Raw genomic sequence first — 21103 nt, 5'->3', positions numbered from 1 at the left:
GCCCCGGCACGCCCGATGCCTATCCCTCGCCGGGAGCGCCCCGAGCGCGGGCGGATTGCACCGATGATCGATTCGGTTCAGACGATGGGAAATAGTCAGGGAGGGGATCATGCAAATGCGCCGTACGGGGCCTTGCGCCCTAAGTCCCTGCGTCAGATCGCTCGCGCCCGCGAGTCCTGCCAAATCGGCCCGCCGTCATCCGCGCGAGCGCTGTGCGAGCTGGCGGCATCGGCGACACGACGCCGCCGGAGATCGCCGCCACGTTGCGCCCGGGCGGGCATTGCGCTGAGGCCCGCCCTCGTCAGGGGGCCTCGCCGTCTTCCGCCCAGAACTTCGCCGCGCGCACCGCGCGTTGCCAGCCGCTCACGGCACGACTGACGTCTTGCGGCGACAGCTTGCGGGAAAAACTTTGCTGCAATTCCCATTGGTGCGCCAACGTGTCGATGTCCGGCCAAAAGCCGACGGCCAGCCCTGCCAGATAAGCGGCGCCGGCCGCCGTCGTTTCGATGACCTTGGGGCGCACCACGTTCGCGCCCAACAAATCCGCTTGCCATTGCATCAGCAGATCGTTGGCCGCGGCACCGCCGTCGACACGCAGCTCCGACACATGCAGCCCCGCGTCGGCCTCCATCGCACGCAAGACATCGAGCGTCTGGAATCCGATACTGTCCAGCGCGGCACGGGCCACGTGCGCCGCCGTCGTGCCACGCGTTGCGCCGAACAGCGTGCCACGCGCTCGCGGTTGCCAGTGCGGCGCGCCCAATCCGGCGAACGCGGGCACCAGCACGACACCATCGGCGTCGGGCACGCGCGTCGCGAGCGCCTCGACATCGCGTGAATGGCGAATGATGCCCAGCCCGTCGCGCAACCACTGCACGACCGCGCCACCGATGAAGATGCTGCCCTCGAGTGCATAGTCGACGCGGTCTCCGATCTTCCAGGCCACCGTCGTGAGCAGGTTATGGCGCGACGCGTGCGGCTTGTCGCCGGTGTTCATCACCATGAAGCAACCCGTGCCATATGTGTTCTTCACCATACCGGGCGAGAGGCACATCTGCCCGAAGAGCGCCGCCTGCTGATCGCCCGCGATGCCCGCGATCGGCACCGGCACGGAGAACAGCGACGTGGCCGTGTGGCCGTACACCTCACTCGATGAGCGAACCTCCGGCAACAGGCTGCGCGGCACATCGAGCAGCGCGAGCAGTTCGTCGTCCCAGTCGAGCGTGTGGATGTTGAACAGCATCGTGCGCGACGCGTTCGACACGTCGGTCACATGCAACTTGCCACCGGTCAGATGCCACACGAGCCAGCTATCGACGGTGCCGAAGGCCAGGTGCCCGGCGTTGGCGGCGTCGCGCGCACCGGCCACGTTGTCGAGAATCCAGCGGATCTTGCTGCCCGAGAAATAGGCGTCGAGCCGAAGCCCGGTGCGGCTTGCGACAAGATCGTCGTGCCCTTGCACACGCAGCGCATCGCAGAAATCCGCCGTGCGGCGGTCCTGCCAGACGATGGCGTTGTACACCGGCTCGCCCGTACGACGGTCCCATACGAGCGTCGTCTCGCGCTGGTTCGTAATGCCGATGGCCGCAATGTCGCGCCCCCCGACACCGGCATGCGTCAGCGCCTCCGCCGCGACCCCGGCCTGCGTCGCCCAAATGTCGCGCGGGTCGTGCTCGACCCAGCCCGGATGCGGATAAATCTGACGGAATTCCTTCTGCGCGGTCGCCACGACGTGGCCATCGCGGTGGAACAGCAACGCTCGCGAGCTGGTCGTGCCCTGATCGAACGCGAGGATGTACGCGCCTCCTGACATTGCCGTTGTCTCCTGTTTTTTCAGCGGAACTCAGGCCGCCATTTCCGCCTGCTGGGCAAACCACTGTTGCACACTCGCTTCGCCGTCCTTCCCGAGATGCAGACCGAGTTTGGTCCGGCGCCACAGCACGTCTTGCGCCGTGCGCGCCCACTCGTATTGCGCAAGATAACGCAGCTCGGCCTCGTAGAGATCGCCGCAGATGCGCCGCCCCAGTCCGTCGAGCGAATTCGCCTCGCCAAGCAGCACATGCGTGCGCGTGCCGTAGGTGCGTGCGTATCGATGCGCGAGCGCCGGCGGCAACCACGGCGTCTGCGCACGCAGCGATGTTTCGAACGCACCGGCATCCGGCTCGGCCATATCGCCGCCCGGCAGCGGCGCGCCCGCCGTCCAATCGCCATGCGCGAAACCCAGCGGGCCGCGCAAATGCAGCATTGCCTCTTCCGCGAGACGGCGGTATGTCGTGATCTTGCCGCCGAACACGGACAACAGCGGAGCGCGCGTGCCGGGCGCGTCCAGTTCCAGCTTGTAATCGCGCGTGACCGCCGACGGGTTGGAGACTTCCTCCTCCATCAGTGGACGCACGCCCGCGTAAGTCCAGACGACGTCCGCAGGCACGATCTGTCGGGTGAAGTACTGGCTGGCGGACTGGCAAAGATAGGCAATCTCGTCATCGTTGATCGCGACGTTCGCCGGATCGCCGTGATATTCGATGTCAGTCGTGCCGATCAGGGTGAAGTCGCGTTCGTAGGGGATCGCGAAGATGATGCGCTTGTCGGGATTCTGGAAGATGTAGGCGTGATCGTGATCGAACAGCTTGCGTGTCACGATGTGGCTGCCCTTGACCATGCGCACGCGATGCGTGGCCTGCTGGCGCAACACGTCACCAAGCAAGTGACCGACCCACGGCCCGGCCGCGTTGACGATGGCGCGCGCAAGCACGGTCTGGCGCGCCCCTTCGGACGTCTCGAGTTGGGCCGTCCACAGGCGCTCGCCACGCTCGGCGCCTGTGAGCCGCGTGCGCGTGAGAATCGTCGCGCCGCGCTCGGCTGCGTCCTGCGCATTGAGCACGACCAGACGCGCGTCCTGCACCCAGCCGTCCGAGTAGACGAAGCCGCGCGTCAAATCGCGACGCAGCGGCGCGCCGGCCGGATGCTGGCGCAAATCGATACCGCGCGAGCCGGGCAGGATTTCACGCCGGGCGAGGTGATCGTAGAGAAACAACCCCGCGCGAATCATCCACGCCGGTCGCAGGTTCGGCATGTGTGGCATCACGAAGCGCAGCGGCCACATGATGTGCGGCGCAGCGCGCAGCAGCACCTCGCGCTCCTGCAACGCCTTGCGCACCAGGCCAAACTCGTAATACTCGAGATAGCGCAGCCCCCCGTGAATCAGCTTGGTACTCGCGGATGACGTGTGGGACGCCAGATCGTCCTGCTCGACGAGCAACACGCGCAGGCCGCGACCGGCCGCGTCGCGCGCAATCCCCGTTCCGTTGATCCCACCGCCCACGACCAGCAGGTCGTAGGGAGGCCGTGTGTTGTCCGATGGCGATTGAGCGGGTGTCTGCACGTCGTCACTCCGGGGGTTGAGCGTCAAATCAGGAAAAGTTCGAAAATGTTCGCTTTATATTCGTTTACGAACATCAATGTTCGAATTCTAACAGATTGGCCGCCTGGAGCTTCGAATTCGCGCATTCTGCGGTCCCGATGCGCGAATACGCGTCTGACGGAGTTGATGCCCCCTCGTCAGTCCGCGACGTGTACCAGCGTACCGGCCTCTGCGATCACGTCGGCCATGCCGGCGGGCACCGGGCGATCGGTAAACAGGGCATCAACCTGTGACAGGTGCCCCAGGCGAACGAGCGCCGGGCGCCCGAACTTGCTGTGATCGGCGGCCAGAAAGACGGTACGGGAGTGCGCGATGATTGCCTCGGCCACGCGCACTTCGCGGTAGTCGAAGTCGCGCAGCGTGCCGTCGGCGTCGATGGCGGAGATACCGACGATGCCGAAATCGACCGTGAACTGACGGATGAAATCGAGCGTCGCTTCGCCCGTCACGCCCTGGTCGCGTGCGCGCACCACGCCGCCGGTAATGATGACTTCGGCGTCCGCATAGCCGCTCATCATGGCAGCGACGTGCAGATTGTTGGTAATGACGCGCAACCCACGATGACGCGACAACGCGCGGGCCACGGCTTCCGTCGTGGTGCCCAGGTTGATGAAGAGCGAGGCGTGATCGGGAATTTGTTCGGCAAGACGTACGGCGATGCGGCGCTTCTCGTCGGCCAACTGGGTCTGACGGGCATCGTAGGCGTCGTTCTCGGCCCCGCCCGGCAACCCGACGCCGCCGTGATAGCGACGCACCCACTTGCGTTCGGCCAGGAAGTTGATGTCCCGCCGGATCGTCTGCGGCGTGACCTCGAAGCGTGCGGCGAGTTCATCGACCGTGAGAAAGCCATCGCGACGAACGGCGTCGAAAAGTGCCTGTTGGCGCGGATTCAGCGACGCCTGCTCGGCATCGCCGGCATTCGTTTGCGCCTCGGAGACGTCGATCGGTTCAGTATGAGACATCGGCACGCACGCAGTAAAAGCCTTCGCGCGGCCCGGCCGGCCACGCGTTCGCCGTCATGATACCCCGACGGGGTATGACGTTCTCGTGAGCGCCGCATGAGCGCCTGCCTCGACGCGTGGCGCGATGCCGTCAGAGGCACCGGCGCACGGCATCGGCGAGCGATTGGGAGCCGGTCGAACCGAGATACAACGTGCCTTCGCTACCCGGCTTGTGCGGCGCCAGATCAAGCACTGCGAGCACGCCGTCGTTGCTGGAGGAGAGTTCAAGTGTCTGGCCCGCGCCTGCTTTCGAGCGTTGCACCCGTGCATGGGGCATTTGACGCTTCCATAAACGCGCCGTGCAGGTACTCACGCGAACGGTGGTCTTCTTCGACGATCCTTGCCAGACGGCACCATTGCCACGGGCATCCGCGACGGTGTCGCGATAGGCGGGGAACGTCTCGACTTTTACATTTTCCGGTGCAACGTCGGCCACGCTGCCCACCGGCGGATCGTCTCGCGCGACGACCGGCGTCGTCTGCGCACACCCGGCCAGCAACACGGCGAGCCCGATACTCGCAGCGGCCGATGCGGCCGCCGCGCGCGCCACCCCACGCCGCGACACGCGCGACGTGCCCGAATTCCTGTCTTTGCCCCGGTTCATGCCCCCGCTCCACGCTCGCAAATGGCTGTCGCACACGCAACGTCATTCTTCTGCCGCAGCAAGCCGGGCATCGTCGTGGCGACTACTTGGTATCTGGTCCGGCGCTCGACGGCGGTTGGCCGCGCGACGACATCGTGCCTGCGTGTCGCACCACCGCTCGCGTCGTGATATTCGTTAATTCTGCGCCGGTCATGCCGACGCGCGCCCAAGCAATTCCCGCTTCGGCTCAGGCTTGCGCGGGCCGTGCGGCGGTTCGGGCGGCGCACCGTCAGTTGGCGCTCATCTTACCCGCGTTATTCATAGCATGGCAATTCGCGCAATGCGCGCTGGCCCGAATCGCGTATATTGCTGGTTTCTGTCACACTGCGTCGCATCGTCTCGCGCCCCACCCTGCTGCGAGCCGACGTGCCATCCCGTCTACCGGGCCCAGGATTAACCGTCCGGCCGGTACGCCATAAGCGATAACAACACGCGGGTATGACGCACACGTGAACCCTGCCAACCCGTAATCCCTTTTTGCGACTGTCCCGATTTCCATGTCCAGCAATGCGCAAGCCCCAATCATCGTCATCGCCCCCGATTCGTTCAAAGGTTCGCTGAGTGCCCCGGAAGTGGCGCGCGCCATCGCATCCGGCATTGCGCGGGTACTGCCGCAGGCCGACCTGCGCTTGCGTCCGATGGCAGATGGCGGCGAAGGCACGCTCGACGCCCTGCTCTCCGCGGGCGGACGCCGTGTGCCGCTCTCGGTGCGTGGCGCCGGACAGGCATCGGTCATGGCCGAGTACGGCCTCATGCCCGACGGCACGGGTGTGCTGGAAAGCGCCAACGTGGTGAGCATTACCGACCCGGTCGGAATGCAAACGCCCGTGGCCGAGCGCTCGACGGTCGGCCTGGGCGAACTGCTGCGCGCCTTGCTCGATACCGGCGCACGCCGCGTGCTCATCGGTCTGGGCGGCAGCAGCACCAACGACGGGGGTGCCGGCCTGCTCGTCGGCCTCGGTGCACGCTTGCTCGACGCGTCGGGCGAAGCGGTGCCGCCGGTGCCCGCCGCGCTGCATCGCGTGGCGTCGATCGATCTGAACGGCCTCGACGCCCGCCTGAAGGACTGCGAACTGATCGCCATGTCAGACGTGAACAATCCGCTCAACGGCCCGCAAGGCGCCACGGCGATTTTCGGGCCGCAGAAGGGTGTGAGCGACGCACAGGTCGAGCCGCTCGACCGTGCCATCGCGCATTTCGCCGGCCATGCACACCGCGCGTTCAACGCCAATGAAGCCGCCAGCCGCGCGGGCGCGGGGGCGGCAGGCGGTCTGGGTTTTGCGCTGCACCTGCTGGGCGCGAAGTTCCGTTCCGGCGCTGAGGTGGTGGCCGAGTGTGTCGGGCTGCCGCAAGCGGCGGAAGGCGCCGACTGGCTCATTACCGGCGAAGGCCGCAGCGACGGTCAGACGCTCTCCGGCAAGACCCCGATGATTGCCGCGCAGGTGGCGATCAAGGCCGGGGCGACCGCCTCGTTGCTCTCGGGCGCCATCGACCGCAGCGCGCTCGATAGCCTCTCGCGCGTGTTCTCGGGATGTTTCTCGCTGACGTTCGGCCCGACCACGCTGGAGAAGGCGATTGCCGACGCCGCTGGGCTGTTGGCCGACAGCGCGGAACAAATGACGCGCCTGCGTTACACGCACAAGCGCTGAGACGCACGCGAGATCCCATCACGGCGAGAGCGGCAAACGCCGCCTCGTCACGCGAGAGGTGCCATCGTTGCAGTGAGCGCTCGAACCTGTCCGTGCCCGTCAGTGCGCACCGTGGGAGATCCGCGCGCGCAGTCGCGGTGTGGCGAAATCGAGAAATGCGCGCAGCTTGAGCGGCAACGGCGCCTGTCCTTTGTGCACCAGATACACGGGCAATGGTGCCGCTTCGAAGTTGTCGAGCACAACGCGCAGGGTGTCGTCCTGCAACGCCTGCGCAACCTGATAGGACAGCACTCGCACCAGACCGACGCCTAGCACGGCCGCCGAAATCGCTGCCTCCGCCGTGTTGACGGTCAGCCGCGAGCGGATGGGCACCGATTGTTCGCCGCGTCCCGCACCGAAGACCCACGCACGCCGCGACGCCAGCACCTCGAAGGTAATGCATGCGTGCCCGGAAAGGTCGCCCGGCGTAGACGGAACACCATGCACGCCGAAATACCCGGGACTGCCGCAAATAACACGGCGCACCTCGCCGATGCCAGTCGCCACCAGGGTGCTGTCCGGCAAGTCGCCAATGCGCAGCGCCACATCCGCGTGCTCGTCCATCAAATGCACCACGCGATCGGTGAGCACGAGGTTGATGTCGATTTCCGGATACTGTGCGAGAAATTGCGCGACGACCGGCAAGACGTGCAGACGCCCGAACACCACCGGCGCCGTAAGCACCAGTTCTCCCTTCGGGGTCGCATATTCTCCCGTGGCTGCCCGCTCGGCCTCGCCAACCTCTTCGAGAATCCGTCGGCACGCGGCCACGTAGGAACTCCCGGCTTCGGTCAGCGACAGTTGCCGCGTCGTCCGGTGCAGCAAGCGCGTTTTCAGATGCGCCTCCAGATCCCCCACCTTCCGGCTGACCGTGGCCAACGGCATTCCCAGACGGCGCGCCGCCGCCGACAGGCTGCCAGCATCGACGACGGCAATCAGAATGGACATGGATTCGAGCCGATTCACGGACCCTACCAAATTTTGGAAAGATGATTCCTGATCTTGACGGATTCTCTACGTGGATGCAACCGCGTAATGTCGGTCACTAAGCGGCGAGCCCCCCCCCCAGCGGTGTCGTCGCCTCGCCGATCTTTCAATACCGACATCACTGGAGTCCATCGTGAGCACATCTCCCTCCACTCTCCCGCCTCAGCCCTCGCCGACAACGCATGACGTCGCATCTCGCGGCAAGATCGTCATGATGGCGATCATTGCGGGCGCGGTCGTCACCAACATTTATTGCACGCAGCCCATCCTGCCGCTGATTGCCGCGAGCCTGCACATCGACCTCGGGACCGTAGATCTCGTCGCCGCTGCGGCACTGTTGGGCTTCTCGACCGGCCTTGCGTTGCTGTTGCCGTTGGGCGACCGCTATGACCGTCGCAAGCTGGTGCTCACCCAGATCGCGCTGGCGTTCGCCTTTGCGATGGCCGCCGCGTTCGCGCCCGGCATCTGGGCACTGATTGCCGCGTCGTTCGGACTGGGGATTGTGAGTTGTGTGCCGCAACAACTGGTGCCCTTCGCCGCCGTGATGTCGCTGCCCAGTCAGCGCGGGCGCTCCGTCGGCACAGTGGTGAGCGGCATCATGGTCGGCATTTTGCTGGGACGGACGATTGCCGGTGTGGTTGGCGAGCACTTCGGTTGGCGCGCGGTGTACGGCATGGAGGCCGCCTTCATGGTGCCGATCTGGATTGCCGCGGCGTCGTTGCTGCCCAAGGGGCGGCCGAGCACCGACCTCTCGTACCCGCGCCTGCTCGCCTCGCTCTGGCCGCTCGCGCGCGACCATCGCCCGATCCGCGAATCGATGATGATTCAGGGGCTGCTGTGGGCCTGCTTCAATGCATTCTGGGTGAATCTGGCGGCGTTACTGGCGCAAGGCCCGTGGCATTTGGGGAGCGCATGGGCGGGAGGTTTCGGCATCATCGGCGCAGCGGGCGCCTTCGCCGCTTCGTTCGGCGGCCGCGCCACCGACCGACTCGGGCCGCGCGGCGTGATCGCGGCGAGTATCGGCGTCGTCACATTGGCCTACGTGCTACTGGCGGGCGCAGATACGTCGCTGGCACTGCTGGTGATCGGCGTGATCGTGCTCGATATTGGTGTGCAGGCGGGGCTCGTGGCGAATCAGACGCGAGCCTTCGCGGTCGACCCCAAAGCGCAGGGCCGGATTAATAGTCTCTACATGACCGCCACATTCTTCGGCGGCGCGGTGGGCGCCACGATAAGCGGCTGGCTGATGACGCGCTTCGGATGGTCGGGTATCGCGGGGTTCGGCATCGCCCTCGGCATGCTCGCATCGGCGCTTCACTGGCTGGGGACACCACGCAGCAATTCAGCCGCGCCGGGCGAAGGTAGCGCCGCTCGGTAATTTGCCGACATCCGGGCCGTTCGGCGGCGCCGGGTGCCGGAACGCCAGATCACACCATCAAGTCCACAAACTGGTGCACGGGCATCGCCTCAAGCCGCTGCTGATCGAGCGCAACGTCGAGAATGCGGGCCTGCGCGCGCGCCGCGAAGCGCCGCGCCAGATTCGTCTTGAATTTCTCCACGAGCAGCGGAATCCCCTCGTCACGGCGTCGCTTGTGGCCAATGGGGTATTCGACCAGCACTTCGTCGAGCGTCGTCCCGTCGCTCAGGGTGACGCTCAGCCCGTTGGCAATCGATCGCTTGTCGGGATCGTGATAATCCCGGGTGAATTGCGGGTCTTCCTCGCAGACGATCTTGGCACGCAGCGCGTCGATGCGAGGATCCGTCGCGACGGCATCCTCGTAGTCGCCCGCGGTCAGTCGCCCGAACAGCAACGGCACCGCCACCATGTACTGAATGCAATGATCGCGGTCCGCCGGATTGGCGAGCGGCCCCTGCTTGTCGATGATACGAATCGCCGCCGCGTGCGTGCGAATCTTCACCGACCGGATGTCCTGCGCGCCGCGCCCCATCGCCTGCAATTGCCCGTGCAACGTCATCGCCGCCTCTGCCGCCGTCTGCGCGTGGAACTCCGCAGGGAATGAAATCTTGAACAGCACGTTTTCCATCACGTATTCGCCATATGGTCGCTGGAACGCGAATGGCCTGCCTTTGAACGAGACGTCGTAGAAGCCCCATGCCTTGGCGGTGAGCACCGACGGGTAGCCCATCTCGCCCGAGCGTGCCATGAGGGCCAGTCGCACGGCACGGCTGGTGGCGTCGCCCGCCGCCCATGACTTGCGGCTGCCCGTGTTCGGCGCGTGACGATAGGTGCGCAGGCTCTGCCCGTCCACGAACGCGAGCGAGAGCGCGTTGATCAGCTCATCGCGCGAAAGCCCGAGCATTTCCCCAACGACCGCCGTCGACGCGACTTTCACCAGCACCACGTGATCGAGTCCGACCTGATTGAACGAGTTCTCCAGCGCCAGGCAGCCCTGAATCTCATGCGCCTTGATCATTGCGGCGAGCACATGGCGCATCGTCAGCGGCGACTGCCCCTGCGCCACCGCCGTGCGCGAGAGCCAGTCTGCCGTCATGAGAATACCGCCGAGATTATCGGATGGATGCCCCCATTCGGCCGCGAGCCACGTGTCGTTGAAGTCGAGCCAGCGAATCATCGCGCCCAGGCTGAACGCCGCCTGCACCGGGTCGAGCTGATACGGCGTGCCGGGAACCTTTGCCCCGTTCGGCACGACCGTACCCGGCACAATGGGGCCGAGCAGCTTGGTACACGCGGGATAGGACAGCGCCTCGAAGCCGCACCCGAGGGTGTCGATCAGACAGTGGCGAGCGGTTTCAAAGGCGAGATCGCTTTGGATCTCATAGGTGAGGACGTAGTCGACAATATCGGTCAGCACCTTGTCGGGCGCGGGACGCACATTCGAGATGCCTGCGGACATGGGCGGCCTCCTGTGACGTTGACGAAAGCCGCCATCACGCCAAGGCGAAGCGGCTCTCCGAGACCTCCAATGATAAGCGGCAGGAGAGCGCGATGCTCGCCGGCCGCCGGAATCGCCTCACCGCCCCGCCGTCATCGCGCGGCGAACGTCATGTGATCAGAACGCGTCGCCCGGAATGCGCACCCATCCTTCCATCAATACCCGGGCGCTTCGGCTCATGAGGGCCTTGGTGACCGTCCACTCGCCGCCCTCCTGCGTCGCTTGCGCGCCCACGCGCAACGTGCCCGACGGATGCCCGAAGCGCACGGCGTCGCGCACACCGCCGCCGGCCGCGAGATTGACGAGCGTGCCCGGTATCGCCGCGGCCGCACCAATGCAAACGGCTGCCGTGCCCATCATCGCGTGATGCAGCTTGCCCATCGACAGCGCGCGCACCAGCAGATCGACATCGGCCGCGTTCACCTGCTTGCCGCTCGAGGCCGTATAACCCGCCGGCTTCGCCACGAACGCGACCTTCGGCGTGTGCTGACGCGTCGCGGCTTCCGACACGTCCTTGATCAGTCCCATGCGGATCGCACCGTGCGCGCGGATCGTCTCGAACATCGCCAGCGCCTTCGGATCGCCGTTGATGGCGTCCTGCAACTCAGTGCCCCGGTAGCCGATGTCCTCGGCATTGAGGAAGATGGTGGGAATGCCGGCGTTGATCATCGTCGCCTTGAAGGTGCCCACGCCGGGGACTTCCAGGTCGTCGACGAGATTGCCGGTCGGGAACATGGCTCCCCCCTCACCGTCGTCCTCGGCGGCCGGATCGAGGAATTCGAGCTGGACTTCGGCGGCCGGGAACGTCACGCCGTCGAGTTCGAAATCCCCCGTCTCCTGCACCGCACCGTCGGTCATCGGCACGTGCGCAATGATCGTCTTGCCGATGTTGGCCTGCCAGATACGCACGACGGCCACGCCATCGCGCGGCACCCGCGCCGGATCGACCAGCCCGCCGCTGATCGCGAACGGGCCGACGGCCGCCGACAGATTGCCGCAGTTGCCGCTCCAGTCGACGAACGTCTGATCGATCGACACCTGCCCGAACAGATAATCCACATCGTGCTCCGGCCGCTCGCTCTTCGCGAGGATGACCGTCTTGCTCGTGCTCGACGTCGCCCCGCCCATGCCGTCGATCTGCTTGCCGTAGGGGTCCGGGCTGCCGATCACGCGCATGAGCAGCGCGTCGCGCGCCGCGCCTGCCACCTGTGCCGAAGCGGGCAGGTCTTGCAGGCGAAAGAACACGCCCTTGCTGGTGCCGCCACGCATGTAGGTGGCGGGAATTCGAATTTGTGGCTGATGCGCCATCACGTCTCTCCTCGGGCAGGTCAGGCAGCCGCCTGTGACGATTCCAGAAAGTCTTGCGCGAAGCGCTGCAGCACGCCACCCGCCTCGTAAATCGAGACTTCCTCGGCCGTGTCGAGACGGCAGGTCACCGGCACTTCCACGCGCTCGCTGCTTCCGTCCCGCTTATGACGATGGATGACCAGCGTGAGATCGGCGCGCGGCGTGCGCTCACCCATCACGTCGAAGGTTTCGCTGCCGTCGATGCCGAGCGTCTTGCGGTTCGTGCCCGGCTTGAATTCGAGCGGCAAGACGCCCATGCCGACCAGATTGGTGCGGTGAATGCGCTCGAATCCTTCGGCCACGATGGCTTCAGTGCCCGCCAGTCGCACCCCCTTGGCCGCCCAGTCGCGCGACGAACCCTGGCCGTAATCGGCCCCGGCAATGACGATGAGCGGCTGTTTGCGCGCCATGTACGTCTCGATCGCTTCCCACATGCGGGTGATCTTGCCTTCCGGCTCGATGCGCGCGAGCGACCCCGCCTTGACCTGCCCGTCGACCACGACCATCTCGTTCTTGAGCGTCGGGTTGGCAAACGTGGCGCGCTGCGCCGTCAGGTGATCGCCGCGGTGCGTGGCGTAGGAATTGAAGTCCTCTTCCGGCAGGCCCATCTTCGCGAGGTATTCGCCGGCCGCGCTGTCGGCCATGATCGCGTTCGACGGCGAGAGGTGGTCGGTCGTGATGTTGTCGCCCAGCACCGCCAACGCGCGCATGCCGCGCAACGTACGCTCACCCGCGAGCGCGCCTTCCCAATAGGGCGGACGACGGATATAGGTGCTCATCTCGCGCCAGTCGTACAGCGGATCGGCCGTCTCCCCCGCGTGGACCGACGCGGCAAACATCGGCTCGTACACGCGACGGAATTGCTCCGGCTTGACGCTGCGCTCGATGATCGCGTCGATCTCTTCGTCGCTCGGCCAAAGGTCGGCCAAGCGCACCGGCTTGCCGCTGGCATCGACCCCGAGCACATCCTTCTCGATGTCGAAACGGATCGTCCCGGCGATGGCATAGGCCACCACCAGCGGCGGCGACGCGAGAAACGCCTGCTTCGCGTACGGATGAATGCGACCGTCGAAGTTACGGTTACCCGAGAGCACGGCCGTGGCATAGAGGTCGCGCTCGATGATCTCCTGCTGGATGACCGGATCGAGCGCGCCCGACATGCCGTTGCATGACGTACACGCATAGGCCACCACGCCGAAGCCGAGGGCCTCCAGTTCCGGCAGCAACCCGGCGGCCTCCAGATACAGCGTGACGGCCTTCGACCCGGGGGCGAGCGAACTCTTCACCCACGGCTTGCGCGTGAGGCCCGCGCGATTGGCGTTGCGCGCGAACAATCCCGCCGCAATCATGTTGCGCGGGTTGTTGGTATTTGTGCAGCTCGTGATCGCGGCGATGATGACCGCGCCGTCGGGCATCCGGCCCGGCTCGTTCTCGACCTTGCCGCTGATGCCGCGCGCGGCCAGCTCACTCGTCGGCACACGCTTGTGCGGATTCGACGGGCCGGCGATGTTGCGCACCACGCTCGACAGGTCGAACGTGAGCACGCGCTCGTATTGCGCGTGCGTCAGCGTGTCGGCCCAGAGGCCGGTCTGCTTCGCATAGGTCTCGACCAGCGCGACCTGGGCATCCTCACGACCGGTGAGCTTCAGATACTTGATCGTTTGCGCGTCGATGTAGAACATCGCCGCCGTGGCGCCGAACTCGGGCGCCATGTTCGAGATCGTGGCGCGGTCGCCCAGCGTGAGGTTCGCCGCCCCGTCGCCATAGAACTCCAGATAGGCGGACACCACTTTCTCCTTGCGCAGGAATTCGGTGAGCGCCAACACGATATCCGTCGCCGTGATCCCCGGCTGCGGCTTGCCCGTCAGTGCCACGCCGACGATATCCGGCAGACGCATCCACGACGCGCGCCCGAGCATCACGCTCTCGGCTTCCAGACCGCCCACACCGACGGCGATCACGCCCAGCGCATCGACCATCGGCGTATGCGAGTCGGTGCCCACGAGCGTGTCCGGATAAGCCACGCCGTCCGAGACCTGGACCACCGGACTCATACGCTCAAGATTGATCTGGTGCAGGATGCCATTGCCCGGCGGAATCACATCGACGTTGCGAAACGCCTGCTTCGTCCAGTTGATGAAGTCGAAACGGTCTTCATTGCGACGATCTTCGATGGCGCGGTTCTTGGCGAACGCGTCGGGATCGAAGCCGCCGCACTCGACGGCGAGCGAGTGATCGACGACGAGTTGCGTCGGCACGACCGGATTGACGAGCGCGGGGTCGCCGCCTTGCGCCGCGATGGCGTCGCGCAGCCCGGCGAGATCGACCAGCGCGGTCTGGCCGAGAATATCGTGACACACCACGCGGGCAGGAAACCAGGGGAAATCGAGGTCGCGGCGTCGCTCGATCAGTTGCCTGAGGGAATCGGTCAGCGCCGCCGGGTCGCAGCGGCGCACGAGGTTCTCGGCCAGCACGCGCGACGTGTAGGGCAGCGTGTCGTAGGCGCCCGGCGCAATGGCCTCGACAGCGGCGCGGGCGTCGAAGTAATCGAGCGACGTCCCGGGCAGGGATTTGCGGTATTCGGTATTCATCATGTGAGGAGAGTGTCGGCCCGGTGGATGGCAGCGTGAAGCGTGTGCAGAAGACATCTTGGGATGCCGGATGCCGGATGCCGGGGGCGGCAGCGGCGGCAATGCCACTGCCGCTGCCCCGTGCCTTCCCGGCAAGGTCGCCTGGCTTGGCCTGCCTCAGTCGAACCGGGGCAGGCTCAGCCAGATCAGCGCTTCTCGATCGGCACGAACTGCTGATCTTCCGGACCGGTGTAATTGGCGCTCGGACGAATGATCTTGTTGTCGATGCGCTGCTCGATGACGTGGGCGCTCCAGCCCGACGTGCGCGCAATCACGAACAGCGGCGTGAACATCGCGGTCGGCACGCCCATCATGTGGTAGCTCACGGCGCTGAACCAGTCCAGGTTCGGGAACATCTTCTTGACGTCCCACATCACCGATTCCAGACGCTCGGCAATGTCGTACATCTTCGTATTCTGTTGATCCTTCGACAATTCGTGCGCGACTTCCTTGATGACCTTGTTGCGCGGATCGCTCACGGTGTAGACCGGGTGACCGAAGCCGATGATCACTTCCTTGTTCTCGACGCGGCGGCGGATATCGGCTTCGGCGTCGTCGGGCGAGTCATAGCGCTTCTGGATCTCGAACGCCACTTCGTTCGCGCCGCCGTGCTTCGGGCCGCGCAGGGCGCCGATGGCGCCGGTGATCGCGGAGTGCATGTCCGAGCCCGTGCCCGCGATCACGCGCGCGGTGAACGTGGACGCATTGAATTCGTGCTCCGCGTACAGGATCAGCGACGTATGCATGGCGCGCACCCACAGGTCCGACGGCTTTTCGCCGTGCAGCAGGTGCAGGAAGTGGCCGCCAATGCTGTCGTCGTCGGTCTCCACATCGATGCGCACGCCGTTGTGGCTGAAGTGGTACCAGTACAGCAGCATCGAGCCGAAGCTGGCCATCAGACGGTCGGCGATGTCGCGCGCGCCCGGCACGTTGTGGTCGTCCTTCTCCGGCAACACGGTGCCCAGCACCGACACGCCCGTGCGCATCACATCCATCGGGTGAGCGGCGGCCGGTACGGTCTCGAGCGCGTCCTTGACGGCGGCCGGCAGGCCGCGCAGCGCCTTGAGCTTGGCCTTGTAGCCGCGCAGCTCCGCCACGCTCGGCAGCTTGCCGTAGACGAGCAGGTACGCGATTTCCTCGAACTCCGAGGTCTGGGCCAGATCCAGAATATCGTAGCCGCGGTAGTGCAGATCGTTGCCCGAACGGCCCACCGTACACAGCGCGGTGTTGCCCGCGGTCACCCCCGACAGGGCGACGGATTTCTTTGGCTTGAAGCCGGTGGCAGTCGTCTCGCTCATGCTCATTCCTCCAGGATCAGGGATTCAGTTATTTCTGTTGGGCGAACAGCGCGTCGAGCTTCTGTTCGTAAGCGTGGTAGCCGATGCTCTCATAGAGTTCGGCGCGGGTTTGCATCGTGTCGAGCACGGCCTTTTGCGTGCCGTCGCGGCGAATCGTCTGATAGACGTTCTGCGCCGCCTTGTTCATGGCACGGAAGGCCGAGAGCGGATACAGCACGAGCCCGACCTGCGCGCTCTTGAGTTCTTCCACAGTGAACAGCGGCGTCGCGCCGAACTCGGTGATGTTCGCGAGCACCGGCACTTTCACGGCATCGGAGAACTGGCGGTACATCGGCAACTCGGTCATCGCTTCCGGGAAGATCATGTCGGCACCGGCTTCGACGCAGGCGCAGGCCCGGTCGATGGCGCCCTGCAGACCTTCCACGGCCAGCGCATCGGTGCGCGCCATGATGACGAAGTTCTCGTCGGTGCGGGCGTCGACCGCCGCCTTGATGCGATCGACCATTTCCTGCTGACTCACAATGGCCTTGCCCGGACGATGGCCGCAACGTTTCGCGCCGACCTGATCCTCGATGTGCATGGCGCCTGCGCCAAACTTGATGAGCGACTGCACCGTGCGCGCGATGTTGAACGCCGACGGCCCGAAGCCGGTATCGACGTCGACGAGCAACGGCAGGTCGCATACGTCGGTGATGCGGCGCACGTCGGTGAGCACGTCGTCGAGCGTGGAGATGCCCAGATCGGGCAGGCCAAGCGACCCCGCAGCGACACCGCCGCCGGAGAGATAGATCGCCTTGAAACCCGCCGCCTTGGCCAGCAAGGCGTGGTTCGCGTTAATGGCGCCGACAACCTGCAAGGGTTGCTCGGTCTTGACGGCCTCGCGAAAAGCGGCGCCGGCCGAACGATGGGTTTGCGTCACGTGAGTGCCTCGATCGTGTCGTGTGCGGCCGGCGGTGGAAGCTGCCAAATCGCACATGGGTTGAGTGATGGCAAGGTACTTAGCAATGGCCGTGCCAGCCCGCTATCCCGACGCGCGCCAACGGCACCGTCGCGTCGCTAAGACGTTCATTTCGCAGCGGAAATTCTTCTCGGATGTGACGCGCACGTCAAGTCGAACGCGTCGCTTTGCGCCGGGCGTTCGTTTCACGATGTTTCATGTTGAAACAAACAATGAAACATATCATTGCAATATGCTACGATTCGAGTCAGTCTCCTGCGGGGGCGCGTGCGTGCGCTGCGCCCCCGCCCGCATCTATCGATGAGCCCGGTCATGCCCAATCTCTCCCCCGCGTTACCCCCTCGCCTGTCGACGGCGGCGCCGAGCGCCGTGCGCGCGGCGTTTGCACAACCGGTCACCGCCGTTCGAAAACCGGTGATCTGGGCCGTGGGCATCAGCAAGCTCGGCGAGTTGTACCGCGACATCGTGCCGGATTACGCCGCGCAAGCCGAGGTGCAGATCATCGATAAAGGCTATGAAGCCGTCATCGAAGCGTTGGAGCGCCTGCCCGCGGGCAGTGTTGACGGCATTGTCGCCGCCGGCTCGAACGGTGCCTTCCTGCGCGAGCGCCTTGCCCTGCCCGTGGTGCTCGTGAAAGTGACGGGCTTCGACGTGATGCATGCGCTGGCACGGGCGCGCCGCGCGCGGCCTGCCCCCTCGCCCGCGTCGTGTATCGCGCTAGTGTCGTATGCCCGCCCCGCGCCAGAATTCGAGCGCTTCAAAAGCGCGTTCCACCTCGACATCTCGCAACACGCCTATTTCGACCGCCAAGACGCGGAAGACCTTGTGCACCGGCTGCGCGACGAAGGCATCGAGGTCATCGTCGGCCCCGGGCTGGTGACTGAACTGGCCGAGCGAGCCGGGCTCGCGGGCGTTTTTCTCTATTCGCAGGATTCGGTGCGCGCCGCGTTCGACACGGCACTCGACGTCGCGCGCTTCGGGCGCATCGAAGCGCAACGCCGCGAGCGGCTTGATACCGTGCTACGACACTTGCATGAAGGGGTCGCGGCTGTCGATCTGAACGGGCGCATCGAGGCGATCAACGCCCCGATGGCGGGCATGCTGGGGGTGAGCGTTGCCGATGCGGTCGGCCGTCCGCTCGATGCCATCGCCCCGGCGCTCGACATCGCGCGCACGCTGGAGAGCGCGAGCGCCGAACTCGAGGCCATTGTCTCGATGGCCGGCAAGACGTGGGTCATCAATCGCATTCCCTTGCTCGACCAGGGCACGCTCACAGGCGCGCTGCTGACGTGCCAGGACTCGCAGTCGTTTGCGCGCGTCGATCGCTCGCTACGCTCGCGCCATCGCCCACGCCATCTCGTGGCACGCTATCGCCTCGACGATCTGATCGGCGATTCCGACGCGATGTCGCAGGTGCGTGCATTGGCACGCCGCTACGCCCAGACCGACTCGACCGTACTCGTCCACGGCGAGAGCGGCACCGGCAAGGAGCTGCTCGCACAAGGCATTCACAATGCCAGTCGACGGCGCGACTATCCGTTCGTCGCCATCAACTGCGCGGCGTTTCCGGAAACGCTGCTCGAGAGCGAACTGTTCGGCTATGAGGACGGCGCCTTCTCGGGCGCGCGGCGCGGCGGCAAGGCGGGGTTGTTCGAGACGGCGCACAACGGCACCATTTTTCTCGACGAAATCGGTGAAATGCCGATGCCGCTGCAAACGCGTCTATTGCGGGTGCTGCAGGAGCGCGAGGTGCTGCGACTTGGCGCGACCGAGCCCGTGCCCTGCGACGTGCGCGTGATTGCGGCCACTCACCGCGATCTTCGCCAGCGGGTGGGCGCCGGGGGGTTCCGCGAAGACTTGTACTACCGGCTCAACATCCTGCGCATGGTGCTGCCGGCACTGCGCGAACGCATGGAGGACTTGCCGCGCCTCACGCCCCTCTTTCTCGAACGCGCACTCGCCCGCGCGGGAGCGCGCATGAGCGTCGAGGCGTTGCAGGCGTCGCTCATGCCGCTGCTCGCGACCTATCGCTGGCCGGGCAATGTCCGCGAACTGGAAAACCTGCTGGAACGCATTGCCGTCGTATGCGCGGATGTCGTCGACGCGCACGAGATCAGCCGTGCAAGGTTGGTCGAGATTGCGCCGGAGTTGGGCGCGATGACCGATGGGCTGGACACGCCGATGCCGCCCGATGTCATCAACACGAACAACGGACGCGAATTTGGCGCGCACGAGACCCATCGCGCTCGCGCCCCCGGCGCGGGCGTCGAAACATCACACTCAGCGTCAGCGCCGCTGACAGGTCGTGCCCGTCGCGCAGCCGAAGACCTTGCCCGCATTCACGCCACGTTGGCGGCGTGCGGTGGCGACCGCGGCGCCGCTTGCGAGGCACTCGGCATCAGCCGCTCCACGCTCTGGCGCAAACTGCGCGACACAGTCGACGGCTGAGGCTTGCGCTTCAGATGCGGCCCGCTCGTCAGTGCTGGTGACGGATGCGGTCCCACATCTCGTGCCAGTCCAGGCGCCTGTGCTGGGAGGGCTCGTCGTGATGCGTTACCCAGAAATGGTCGAAGAACATGCCGATGGCGAAGCCGACAAGCAGCGCCACAAGCATCATCGAAAGGTTGAGCATGGACATGGCGACCTCCCGTCGGTCCGAATCTCACTTTCCATTCTAGTCAAACGATGTCATGCCTGCGTTGCCATTTGTCCGTCGCGACGAACGACGCGCGCAATGCGCATCGCACGGAACGCCGACGATTACCACGTCGGAATCAGCGCGCCCTTGAACTGCGTCTCGATGAATGCCTTCACTTCGTCGGAGTGGTAAGCGTCGACCAGTTGCTTGACCCACGGCTTGTTCAGGTCTCGTGCGCGCACGGCAATCAGGTTGGCGTAAGGCCCCTTCAGATCTTCGATGGCGATCGCGTCGCGCTTCGGCACGAGACCAGCTTGTGCTGCGAAGTTGGTGTTGATCGAGGCGGCGTCCAGATCCGGCAGCGCACGCGGTAGTTGCGCCGCTTCCAGCTCCACGATCTTCAGCTTCTTCGGGTTCTCGGCGATGTCCAGCGGGGTCGCGTTCTTGCCATTGACACCGGCACCGGCACGCAGCTTGATCAGGCCTTCCTTCTGCAGCAGGAGCAACGCACGGTTGCCGTTGGACGGGTCGTTCTGAATACCGACCTTGGCGCCATTCGGCAGATCCTTCAGCGATTTGTACTTCTTCGAGTAGTAGCCCAGCGGCGAGACGTACGTGAGACCGGCGCTTACGATCTTGTAGCCGCGATCCTTGACCTGACTGTCGAGGAACGGCTTGTGCTGGAAGCCGTTGGCGTCCAGGTCGCCGGCGTCGAGCGCGGCGTTCGGCTGTGCGTAGTCACTGAACTCGATGATCTTGATCTCGAGGCCGCGCTGATGGGCGACCTTCTTGACGACTTCGAAGATCTGCGCATCCGAGCCGGCCATGGTGCCGACCTTCAGGGGCTTGGCGGCCGTCTGGGCCGTGGCGCCGAGAGAGGCCAGCGCAAACGTGGCGCCGAGGAACGCGTGAATCAGTTGACGGGACAGCATGTGCGATTTCTCCTATTGCTCATTTGGCGCCTGTTGAGCGCCCGTTCGATGGGGCGGACTTGATGGGTCCACAACGGTCACACAGGGGACGGCAACGCCCTTGCACGGCCCAGACCCGGGATGCTGCCACAGATACGGGTTTACGCGAAATACACAATCGGCATTTCGATATCCCCCGCGCGTGTCGATTCATCGGTCGCATAAAAAAACGCCCCTTCGGTCATCCGAAGGGGCGTGTCGCCGGGAGAACTGCCTGATCACGGGCCGGGGGGGTGGCACGGCTGACGGCGAGGCCGTCGGCCGGTCGCATCAGGAACCGACGATAAACTTGCAACGCACGTTGGCAGGCAGGGGCAAATGCCGCAGGCAAGCGCCCGCCCGCGTTGTGCCGAACGCAGACGGCCCGCGCGTGACTGACTCAGGGGCACGTCTCCTCACCATTCAAGCCGTTCATCGAACATCCACCGCCACCGCCAAAACCGCTGGGGCCGCCGAACGCGGCAAGCCCGTTTCCGCCGGCCGCGCCACCGATGCCACGACCGCCCGGCCCGGAAGCCCCCACGCCTCCACCGCTGCTGGCGCCGGCACTGCCGCCGGGGGCGTTGCCACCACCACCACCGCCGCCACCACCACCACCGCCGCCAC

16 protein-coding genes are annotated in these 21103 nt (G+C 65.4%); 3 read left to right on the top strand and 13 right to left on the bottom strand.

The genetic code is table 11. The features are described 5' to 3' along the window. Positions 1-301: 301 nt before the first annotated feature. From glpK to PCE31107_RS19645, 4 genes are all read right to left on the bottom strand, one after another. Positions 302-1813 (bottom strand): glycerol kinase GlpK, encoded by a 1512-nt coding sequence (gene glpK, locus PCE31107_RS19660; RefSeq protein WP_150610371.1) that lies wholly within the window; start codon positions 1811-1813, stop codon positions 302-304. Positions 1814-1843: 30 nt separating this feature from the next. Next, positions 1844-3382, bottom strand: coding sequence for a glycerol-3-phosphate dehydrogenase (glpD, locus tag PCE31107_RS19655; protein ID WP_150610370.1), 1539 nt, complete (start codon positions 3380-3382; stop codon positions 1844-1846). A 176-nt stretch (positions 3383-3558) separates the two neighbouring features. Further along, positions 3559-4383, bottom strand: coding sequence for a DeoR/GlpR family DNA-binding transcription regulator (locus tag PCE31107_RS19650; RefSeq protein ID WP_150610369.1), 825 nt, complete (start codon positions 4381-4383; stop codon positions 3559-3561). Positions 4384-4513: 130 nt separating this feature from the next. Then, positions 4514-5026 carry a hypothetical protein gene (locus PCE31107_RS19645; protein WP_130026407.1) on the bottom strand — a complete coding sequence of 171 codons (513 nt, stop codon included), beginning with the start codon at positions 5024-5026 and terminating at the stop codon, positions 4514-4516. A 536-nt stretch (positions 5027-5562) separates the two neighbouring features. Here PCE31107_RS19645 and PCE31107_RS19640 point away from each other — a divergent pair. Further along, positions 5563-6714, top strand: coding sequence for a glycerate kinase (locus PCE31107_RS19640; RefSeq protein ID WP_150610368.1), 1152 nt, complete (start codon positions 5563-5565; stop codon positions 6712-6714). Positions 6715-6813: 99 nt separating this feature from the next. Here the strand turns inward: PCE31107_RS19640 and PCE31107_RS19635 are convergent, their stop codons facing one another. Then, entirely contained in the window at positions 6814-7701 is an 888-nt protein-coding gene (locus PCE31107_RS19635; protein ID WP_246181894.1) for a LysR family transcriptional regulator, read from the bottom strand. A 172-nt stretch (positions 7702-7873) separates the two neighbouring features. On the opposite strand from PCE31107_RS19635, the gene PCE31107_RS19630 reads away from it, so the two are divergent. Then, positions 7874-9118 (top strand): MFS transporter, encoded by a 1245-nt coding sequence (locus PCE31107_RS19630; RefSeq protein ID WP_246181893.1) that lies wholly within the window; start codon positions 7874-7876, stop codon positions 9116-9118. 49 nt (positions 9119-9167) lie between these two features. Here the strand turns inward: PCE31107_RS19630 and PCE31107_RS19625 are convergent, their stop codons facing one another. The 5 genes from PCE31107_RS19625 to prpB all read right to left on the bottom strand — a co-directional run bounded on the left by PCE31107_RS19625 (position 9168) and on the right by prpB (position 16849). Then, positions 9168-10616, bottom strand: a complete 1449-nt coding sequence (locus PCE31107_RS19625; protein ID WP_150610366.1) for a bifunctional 2-methylcitrate dehydratase/aconitate hydratase — start codon at positions 10614-10616, stop codon at positions 9168-9170. 156 nt (positions 10617-10772) lie between these two features. Continuing rightward, positions 10773-11963: a 2-methylaconitate cis-trans isomerase PrpF gene (prpF, locus tag PCE31107_RS19620; protein ID WP_130026410.1), complete on the bottom strand. Its 1191-nt coding sequence runs from the start codon at positions 11961-11963 to the stop codon at positions 10773-10775. A 20-nt stretch (positions 11964-11983) separates the two neighbouring features. After that, complete coding sequence (gene acnD / locus PCE31107_RS19615; RefSeq protein WP_150610443.1) at positions 11984-14593, bottom strand: Fe/S-dependent 2-methylisocitrate dehydratase AcnD; 2610 nt, start codon at positions 14591-14593, stop codon at positions 11984-11986. 185 nt (positions 14594-14778) lie between these two features. Continuing rightward, positions 14779-15930: a bifunctional 2-methylcitrate synthase/citrate synthase gene (gene prpC / locus PCE31107_RS19610; RefSeq protein ID WP_150589298.1), complete on the bottom strand. Its 1152-nt coding sequence runs from the start codon at positions 15928-15930 to the stop codon at positions 14779-14781. A gap of 28 nt (positions 15931-15958) precedes the next feature. After that, positions 15959-16849 (bottom strand): methylisocitrate lyase, encoded by an 891-nt coding sequence (prpB, locus tag PCE31107_RS19605; protein ID WP_130026412.1) that lies wholly within the window; start codon positions 16847-16849, stop codon positions 15959-15961. Positions 16850-17200: 351 nt separating this feature from the next. Between prpB and prpR the strand changes: the two genes are divergently transcribed. Further along, positions 17201-19336: a propionate catabolism operon regulatory protein PrpR gene (prpR, locus tag PCE31107_RS19600; RefSeq protein ID WP_246181892.1), complete on the top strand. Its 2136-nt coding sequence runs from the start codon at positions 17201-17203 to the stop codon at positions 19334-19336. Positions 19337-19364: 28 nt separating this feature from the next. On the opposite strand, the gene PCE31107_RS23450 is transcribed toward prpR, so the two are convergent. The 3 genes from PCE31107_RS23450 to PCE31107_RS23545 all read right to left on the bottom strand — a co-directional run. Then, positions 19365-19526, bottom strand: coding sequence for a hypothetical protein (locus PCE31107_RS23450; protein ID WP_165385323.1), 162 nt, complete (start codon positions 19524-19526; stop codon positions 19365-19367). Positions 19527-19648: 122 nt separating this feature from the next. Then, the gene (locus PCE31107_RS19595) at positions 19649-20458 is read right to left on the bottom strand and encodes a MetQ/NlpA family ABC transporter substrate-binding protein (protein WP_150610365.1); all 810 of its coding nucleotides are present in this window, start codon (positions 20456-20458) and stop codon (positions 19649-19651) included. Between the two features lie 418 nt (positions 20459-20876). Next, positions 20877-21103: hypothetical protein (locus PCE31107_RS23545; RefSeq protein WP_217425215.1), on the bottom strand; the 227-nt coding region annotated here is incomplete at its 5' end.

It is taken from the genome of Pandoraea cepalis (genome assembly GCF_902459625.1).
Taxonomy (GTDB): domain Bacteria; phylum Pseudomonadota; class Gammaproteobacteria; order Burkholderiales; family Burkholderiaceae; genus Pandoraea; species Pandoraea cepalis.
Note: the sequence above shows the minus strand (reverse complement) of the source record. Positions and strands in the feature narration are given on the sequence as shown.

What these genes read in the sequence shown, in the direction of transcription:
- glpK (WP_150610371.1), bottom strand. Translation starts at nt 1,813, where the DNA reads ATGTCAGGAGGCGCGTACATCCTCGCGTTCGATCAGGGCACGACCAGC.
- PCE31107_RS19650 (WP_150610369.1), bottom strand. Translation starts at nt 4,383, where the DNA reads ATGTCTCATACTGAACCGATCGACGTCTCCGAGGCGCAAACGAATGCC.
- PCE31107_RS19645 (WP_130026407.1), bottom strand. Translation starts at nt 5,026, where the DNA reads ATGAACCGGGGCAAAGACAGGAATTCGGGCACGTCGCGCGTGTCGCGG.
- PCE31107_RS19640 (WP_150610368.1), top strand. Translation starts at nt 5,563, where the DNA reads ATGTCCAGCAATGCGCAAGCCCCAATCATCGTCATCGCCCCCGATTCG.
- PCE31107_RS19635 (WP_246181894.1), bottom strand. Translation starts at nt 7,701, where the DNA reads ATGTCCATTCTGATTGCCGTCGTCGATGCTGGCAGCCTGTCGGCGGCG.
- PCE31107_RS19625 (WP_150610366.1), bottom strand. Translation starts at nt 10,616, where the DNA reads ATGTCCGCAGGCATCTCGAATGTGCGTCCCGCGCCCGACAAGGTGCTG.
- prpF (WP_130026410.1), bottom strand. Translation starts at nt 11,963, where the DNA reads ATGGCGCATCAGCCACAAATTCGAATTCCCGCCACCTACATGCGTGGC.
- acnD (WP_150610443.1), bottom strand. Translation starts at nt 14,593, where the DNA reads ATGAATACCGAATACCGCAAATCCCTGCCCGGGACGTCGCTCGATTAC.
- prpC (WP_150589298.1), bottom strand. Translation starts at nt 15,930, where the DNA reads ATGAGCGAGACGACTGCCACCGGCTTCAAGCCAAAGAAATCCGTCGCC.
- prpR (WP_246181892.1), top strand. Translation starts at nt 17,201, where the DNA reads ATGCCCAATCTCTCCCCCGCGTTACCCCCTCGCCTGTCGACGGCGGCG.
- PCE31107_RS23450 (WP_165385323.1), bottom strand. Translation starts at nt 19,526, where the DNA reads ATGTCCATGCTCAACCTTTCGATGATGCTTGTGGCGCTGCTTGTCGGC.
- PCE31107_RS19595 (WP_150610365.1), bottom strand. Translation starts at nt 20,458, where the DNA reads ATGCTGTCCCGTCAACTGATTCACGCGTTCCTCGGCGCCACGTTTGCG.